Genomic DNA, 7,266 nt, shown 5'->3' on the forward strand with positions numbered 1-7,266 from the left:
TCCTTCTTCCTTCTTAGTTCTTATTTCTTATTTCTTCCTTCTTCCTTCTTCCTTCTTCCGACGGACATCGGACTTACATCCGTTACATCCCGTACATTGCTCGTTGCCGAACTTCCTTCTTCCGACGGACATCGGACTGATGACGTTGGACCCAAAGCTCGTGGGGGACAGCAAAACATGACGTTGGACTAATGACTAATGACGTTGGACTAATGACTTCTTCATCACGATCGCACCGCAAACTTTAGGCGAGCGGAAAATGCACCCGTTTCAGGCGGATTGCTAGCCTAAATTTGTTTCTTTTCATTAAATATAGTACATAAAAGTACAAGTGTTCAGTCAAAATACTTAATATATTTTCCTGACCGCTGCACCAGTACGGCACTGCAACCCTTCGATTCCTCTGTTGTCGGGCGTTTCTGTCGATCGGGCGATCGCGCCCAAGCTACCGGATGCTATCGGCGACGTGCCAAGCAATCTTTGAGTCCATAAATCGCCCGCTCTTGTTGATCCCTCGACAGTTCAGGGAACATCGGCAAAGACAAGACTTCGCGACAAACTTGCTCTGCTACAGGTAAATGACCTGCTCCACCGCCCAAAGATTTGTAAACAGGTTGCAGGTGCAAAGGTAACGGATAGTAAACCATCGAACCGATGCCACATTCCTGCAACTTATTCCGCAGCGAGTCCCGGAAATTGCCAGAGGGATTTGGCGCATCTTCTGGGCTTGTCAGCCGGATGGTGTATTGATTCCAAACTCCTTTTGCTTCGGGCAATTCTTTGGGAACAGAAACTCCGGGCACGCGGGAGAGAAATTCGCCATAAAGTGCCGCTTTTTCCCGTCGCTGCGCGTTCCAACTGTCGAGATACCGCAATTTAATGCTGAGAATCACCGCTTGCAGGGCGTCTAAACGGCTGTTGCAGCCGATTTCTTCGTAGAAATACCTAGAAGACTGTCCGTGTTCTTTGAGCATTCGCATGGAAGCAGCCAAGGCTGGATCGTTTGTGGTTACAGCCCCCCCGTCACCGCAAGCGCCTAAGTTTTTGGTTGGATAAAAGCTGAAACAGCCGACATGGCCGATGCTGCCAACTTTTCGAGACTCCCACTCGGCGCCGACAGACTGGGCACAATCTTCAATTACCGCTAAATTGTGCCGAGTCGCAATTTCCATCAGCCGAGTCATGTCTACCGGTTGGCCGAAGATGTGCACGGGCATAATTGCTTTGGTTTTTTGGGTAATCGCTGCTTCGAGTCGATCGGCATTCAGATTAAAAGTCTCGCTGTCAATATCGACAAATACCGGAGTTGCACCCACAGCGCTAATTGTCTCAGCCGAAGCAAAAAAAGTAAAAGGAGTGGTAATCACTTCATCGCCAGGGCCAATTTTGAGAGCTCGCAAGGCCAAAATCAGGGCATCCGTGCCCGAGTTGCAGCCCACGCAATCGGAAACGCCGATGTAGTTGGCGAACTCTTGTTCAAAAGTTTTCACAGCCGGGCCGCCGATGTAGCCGCCAGAGGCAAGCACCTTCTGTACCGCAGCGCTGATCTCGTCGCCAATCTGGGCGTACTGCTGGGTCAAGTCGAGGGGGGGAACATTATTCACTCTTCACACCACAAATTTCAACCATTATCAAAGCAAATTCTTACAGCAAAACTGTTTCTGAGATACCTTTATTCAAATATCTTATAGTCGGAGGGGTAAACAATCACTTTATCGAAAGAGAGCGCCGATGTTAATTCAGCTAGAGTTTACTGATTTGGGTTGGGCTTTGGGGATGGTGGCGATCGCGATCGGGCTTTCGGCGTGGCAGGGATTGGGATTGGAGGGGGCGATCGCGATCGCGGCGGGTCGCACCCTGATCCAACTAATCCTAGTCGGCTACGTGCTCGCAGTAGTATTTGCCCCGGAAGGAAAAAATCCTTGGCTGGTTTTAGCAGTTTTAGCAATCATGCTGACAACAGCTAGCACAGTGGCTAGCAACCGCATCAGCAAAAAAATCAAGCACTTGCTGCCCTTAGTTTCGGGTTCAATTTTGATTAGTACGGCGTTTACTTTGGGCTATACAAACTTGCTAATTTTGCAACCCGATCCTTGGTACGAACCGCAATACCTGATTCCCTTAGCGGGGATGATTTTGGGCAATGCGATGAACTCAGGGGCGATCGCCGGCGAAAGACTTGTCAGTACAGTTAACAACAGCCAGTTAGAAATAGAAACCCATTTAAGTTTAGGATCGACCCCGCAGCAAGCAGTCAAGCAGTACCGCAAAGATGCCATCAAAGCTGGATTAATCCCGCTCTTAAATACAATGACAGTGGTAGGAATCGTGACATTACCGGGAATGATGACAGGTCAAATGCTCAGCGGTGTCAGTCCTCTTGATGCAGCATCTTACCAGATTTTGATTATGTTTGTGTTAGCCCTGGCAACTGTAATTGCAACTCTATTGTTGACGGAGGGATTGTCCCGCAGGTTTTTTAATCAAGATGCACAGTTGATAAAATGGTAATTGGGCATTGGCCCGCGCAGGGCATTGATTACCGTAGGGGCGGGTTCACCAATGTCTCCCATACAAATGATAAATATCATAAACCCGCCCCGCCCGTGACTTGATCGACCACAATATCCCGTCGGGGCAGGTTTAGGGAATATCGGGCTGCTCTTACTCAGCAGATCCAATGATTGGAATTAATCGTTCCTCGATTTCATTAATATAGGCTGTTAACCCTGTCTGAACACCTTTTTCTCGCAGATGTTCCAGATTCGTCTCTTCCCAGCACTGTTGTTCGCGCTCCATTTGGCCACCTGTTAGCTTTTCGACAACTGCTTTAGGATTTCTCATGCGATCGGGTTCTGTCAATGAGTTAGAGCGTAATTTGTGTGACTCATTACAAGGATTAAACGTCAATTGGGTCGTTATCTCTTGAAGAAGTTGTTCTTCCTCTCGATTAAATGGAATAAATCCATTCAAAACCCAGGCTTCCCGCATTTTATTGGCTGTACCAATAATAATTGCTAATTTAGGTTGTTGATTTATGTGCTCTGAACGTACTTGATCGATATGTTTTTTTCGCTCAGGTTGATTGTCTAAATCACGCATAAAAATAACGGCTTTAATCTCTCTCTTTTGTTTATATTGTATAAAGCTGATTAACTTGATGATTTTATTAGCTGATTGACCATCACTTTTGAATTTGCCATTGGATCGGATGGTGGGAAACTTGAATTTATCGGCAAGACGTTTAGTTATATCATCGATGTTTTTCCAGCAAGAATTGTCTGTTTCAGCTTCTAAACCACTCCATTGATATAGATGTTGCAGCATCTCAGGTTCTAACCAATCAATTTTTTGTACTAAAATGCGATCGGCTAATTTAGTAGCGGTGCGTGCGTCGGCGCTACTTTCCACAATTACAACAAACTCAATCATTGATTTCCCCTGCAACCACCCAATCTTCTCCCTCCGCATCCCAGAATTCTCCGGTGGTTAAAGTTTGTTTTGCCCATTCTACATCAGGATGTTCATCTAATCTTTTGCAACCAGTCACACCTGAATTGTTGTTACTTAATACATGAACTTGAGACGGAGTAAGTTCATCGACAATGTAAGGAGAATGGGTGGAAAAAATAATTTGCAGGTTGTTGTTTTGTTGAATAATTTCTTTAAAAACAGCGATTAATTCTCGTTGCGCTTTGGGATGGAGTCCCTGTTCAACATCATCTAGTAACACTAAATTAGGTTGATTGGGATCCATCAAAACAGTCAATAATCCGAGAGCGAGCATTGTTCCTTCGCTAATCGCATGGGCTGGTATACGCTTACCAGTATTCATATCTAAGACAACTTCTTTCCCTACAATTTCCTGACTTTCTTCGTAAGAGATAGATTTGCCATCGACTTCGATTAAACGTTGGCGATTTACCATAACCTTGGCTCGTTTTACGCCGACTTCGCGTACACCTGGTACAATCCGTTTCAACCTTTCTTGTAAAGATTGAAACTTATCTGGAGCTTCGTCACGAAGATAGTCTAAGGTAGGTGCTAAGCCTGAACCATCGAACTCAACTCGCGGAATGATTGCATCGCTGTAAGCAGCTTTAGCAAGATTAGTAGCTACTAGCTTCAGATGCACTGAATATCTCAAAGATTGCTGAATTGGCTCTGGAGCATACATGAAGGAACTTGCCTCTCCTTCCATACTTTCCGGCTTTTTATCTGCCTCCCAGGATAGTCTAGCAGACCAATAATCATTAACGCTTTGTCTCCAGTCATAAGAAGCTTCCCAATCATTTTTATCTGGGTTTTTCCAAAAACCACTTACAGTGACAGACATATTATTTTGCCCAATTGTTGTAAGAAATTGAGGGGCTCTTTCATACTGAAAAATATTGGCAAATGATGAATTAGCAAGCCTACTGAGATAATGCAATGCTTGCAAAACGGATGTTTTACCAGAACTGTTTTGTCCTACAAGTGCGTGTAGGCGTGAATTGTCAAAATTAAGTTCTGTATCTTGATGACTTTTGAAATTATGAAGTTTGACCTTTTCTAGCATTTGATTGCTCACATCCTTTTATACAGTTTGATTGCCGAAATTGTAGTGTGTGTTCGGATGTTCTAAGTTGTTATGGCACATTTAATTGTAAGATTTTTATTTCTTGAAACTATTGTGGGGCGTTGCTCCTAGCCCGCCCCAAAAACTAAAATTCAATGCCGCAACAGCTTACTTTGGTTCGTGACTCGCAATCCGCTTGCCTTCGCCATCGTACACCTGCATCGGAATTTTCGCGTTTTCGGCGATCGCCTCCAAAGCTTTTTGCAGCGTTTCAACGTGCTTTTCCACAGCTTGGCGAGTCTTCGCAGTCTTGTTTTTTTCCGCTTGGATAAAAGTTTGTTTTAGTTTCTGCACGTAATCGGGAGTCATCTGCACCGCAATCAAATCTTTGCTAACAGTATAGTCGCAAATCTTCGGTTGGCCTTTGCAAGTTTTATCCAAATCTGCTCGCGCTTTTTGGAAAATCCTTTCTTCCCGCAACTTTACTTCTGCTTTCTCCAAGGATTTTGTGTAGGAATCAATCAGCGGTTTTGCTTTCTGCGAATAAGCAGTTGCCGGCGGAACTTGCTCAGCATAGCTCAAAGCTCTGCGCCAGTATTCTGATGCTTTAAACCAGCCGTTTTTCCCTTCAAAAATTTGAGCTTCGGCTGCTAAAGTCACTGCTTGAGTGTAGGCATTTTCCGAAATTCCTTCAACATTTCTGCGCTCACGAGCTTGTGAAAGCTTGGTTTCGTATTTCGGAACGAGCAGTTTACCTAGTTGATAAGATTGCGTGTTGCCGGGAATTTCTGATAGGGTTTCCAAGGCTTTTTCCCAACCTGCTTGCACTTGACCCCAAGTCTCGGCTGTCTGAGCTACTGCTTCCCTAGCTTCTGCTAGTTGGGCTGTTTTTTTTGCCGCTTGCAAGGTTTTTTCGGCTTGTTGTTCAGTGCCTAATTGCTTGTTTCCTGTTGCTAAATTCTTGCGGTATTCCTTTGCCTTTTTTTGAGCGTAGGGATAAACAGGGCTGTCTTGGGGGATTTCTCCGAGTTGGCCGATCGCGCTTTGCCACAGAGCTTGCGCTTCCTGCCAATTCTCGGCAGAATAAGGAGGATTTTCGGTTTTCCGGGCTGCTGACTGTGCGAGGCGCGCACCATCGATCGCAGAGTTTAAATTCTGACTTTGCTGGCGGTAGTTTTCCAGGGCGGTTTGAGCTTCAGCGCGATGAATTGACCATGCAGGAATCGGTTCCAAAAGGGCGATCGCCCCTTTTAACTGTTCCTGCGCTTCTTCGGGGCTGTTAGCAACTTTTGAAGTTTTCAGCGTCCTTGTCGAATTGTCGCTCAACTGTTTAGCATTGGCCAGCGCAGTGCATTCTCCGATGACGCAGGGGCGGCTCAGCAAGTAATAACCGCCTGCCAAAATTATCGCTGCAATGGTGACGGTTCCTGTCGCCGCCAACATCGCCCACGGTGAATGCTTGGGTGTTTGGGGCGCTGTTACCGCTTCCATATCTAGCGGATTGAAGGGATTTTCTGTAAAATCTCCCGGGATTGCAGCTACCTTAAAGGCGATCGGATCGGCATTACTAGAACTCTCAGCAGAAAAATTGGGGAAATATTCATCATCCCCCGCCTCTTCAATATTTGTTTCTAGCGGCATTTCCTCCACTACATCCGCTGCATTTGCTGCTAGCACCATCCCCGTTTCTGCAGCAGGGATCTCCTCAGTTTTTTTTCGGACTTCCACTGTTCTCGGTCTTGACAAAACAGGGTTGTGCATCGTAAAAGAATGAAAAGCATAAGGCTGTTTTTGCCCGGTAATTTTTAGGCAAAGTCCAATCTGTTCTATAGATTCCGGTTCTATTTCCAGAATTGCTGCTTCTAGCACCGTAAAAGTCGGTTTAGCTTTGAGAACTAAACTCCGAGGGTGTTCTCCCACAACCGTTAAAGAGTCATCTCTAAAATCGCAACTGATATAAAGCGGTAATTTTTTTAATCCCGCTGCTTGCAAGTGCTTTTGCAACTTTACTTCTAAAGTTTGTGCCTTGCTTTGTCGCGCTGCTACTGTCATAATTTATTCCTCTGCTTGCTCTCACCGCTGGCGATTTTAGATTTTAGGTTTCCGATTTTAGATTGCGAAAATGTCGATTTTTGTGATTAATTTTAATTTTGACACCTGCTCGTACAAATCTTAACTCTCAAGTCTCCAGTTGCAACTTTTTTCCATAACTTTCGCTGTAATAAACTTGAGTCTTATCAAAACGCCCGCCGTATTTTTTGAAAGGTTCTGCTGCATAACCAAGCGGTAGCAAACAGCAAACATCTACTTCTTCGGGAATTTGAAAGGCTTCTTTCACCTTAGCGCTGACAAAACCTTCCATCGGACAACTGTCTACTCCAAAGCTTTTAGCTGCAATCATTAAGTGAGCTACTGCGAGCATTGTATGTCTATTTGTCCAAGTTTCTAGAGAGTCGAAACAGGGACGGTTCTCGAACAATTGCGGGATTGCTTGGCGCATATAACCGGCTAAGCTGTCATTCATTGCGCCTGCAACTTTGCCCAATTCGATGACGGCTTCGGTGTTTTCGGGTTCGGCGGCGCGCCGATCGCCACAACAGATTAACACGGTTGGGGCTTCTACCACCTGCCGCTGGTCGAAGGCGCAAGTTTTTAATTTTTCTTTGCTGGCTGTGTCTTGCAGTACGATAAACCGCCAAGGCTGCAAG

At 45.4% G+C, this 7,266-nt stretch carries 7 protein-coding genes; 2 read left to right on the forward strand and 5 right to left on the reverse strand.

The annotated features are described in order from the left end of the window. On the forward strand, positions 1–192 hold a 192-nt coding region (locus tag IQ270_RS31510; protein WP_228056716.1), incomplete at its 5' end, for a hypothetical protein. Positions 193–455: 263 nt separating this feature from the next. Here IQ270_RS31510 and IQ270_RS26250 read toward each other — a convergent pair. After that, positions 456–1,604, reverse strand: a complete 1,149-nt coding sequence (locus IQ270_RS26250; RefSeq protein WP_193976104.1) for a DegT/DnrJ/EryC1/StrS family aminotransferase — start codon at positions 1,602–1,604, stop codon at positions 456–458. A 127-nt stretch (positions 1,605–1,731) separates the two neighbouring features. Here IQ270_RS26250 and fetB point away from each other — a divergent pair, with 127 nt between their 5' ends. Further along, complete coding sequence (fetB, locus tag IQ270_RS26255) at positions 1,732–2,511, forward strand: iron export ABC transporter permease subunit FetB (protein WP_193976105.1); 780 nt, start codon at positions 1,732–1,734, stop codon at positions 2,509–2,511. Between the two features lie 153 nt (positions 2,512–2,664). Here the strand turns inward: fetB and IQ270_RS26260 are convergent, their stop codons facing one another. From IQ270_RS26260 to IQ270_RS26275, 4 genes are all read right to left on the reverse strand, one after another. Continuing rightward, positions 2,665–3,432, reverse strand: a complete 768-nt coding sequence (locus IQ270_RS26260; protein WP_193976106.1) for a hypothetical protein — start codon at positions 3,430–3,432, stop codon at positions 2,665–2,667. Next, a complete protein-coding gene (locus tag IQ270_RS26265; protein WP_339384350.1) occupies positions 3,425–4,570 on the reverse strand; it encodes an AAA family ATPase in 1,146 nt (381 codons plus the stop codon). The genes IQ270_RS26260 and IQ270_RS26265 overlap by 8 nt, the downstream gene beginning before the upstream one ends. Positions 4,571–4,726: 156 nt before the next feature. Continuing rightward, positions 4,727–6,610, reverse strand: coding sequence for a hypothetical protein (locus tag IQ270_RS26270; protein ID WP_193976107.1), 1,884 nt, complete (start codon positions 6,608–6,610; stop codon positions 4,727–4,729). Between the two features lie 127 nt (positions 6,611–6,737). After that, a partial coding sequence (locus IQ270_RS26275) for a nitroreductase family protein (RefSeq protein ID WP_193976108.1) occupies positions 6,738–7,266 on the reverse strand: 529 nt, incomplete at its 5' end.

Source organism: Microcoleus sp. LEGE 07076 (assembly GCF_015207455.1).
Lineage (GTDB): Bacteria > Cyanobacteriota > Cyanobacteriia > Cyanobacteriales > Microcoleaceae > Microcoleus.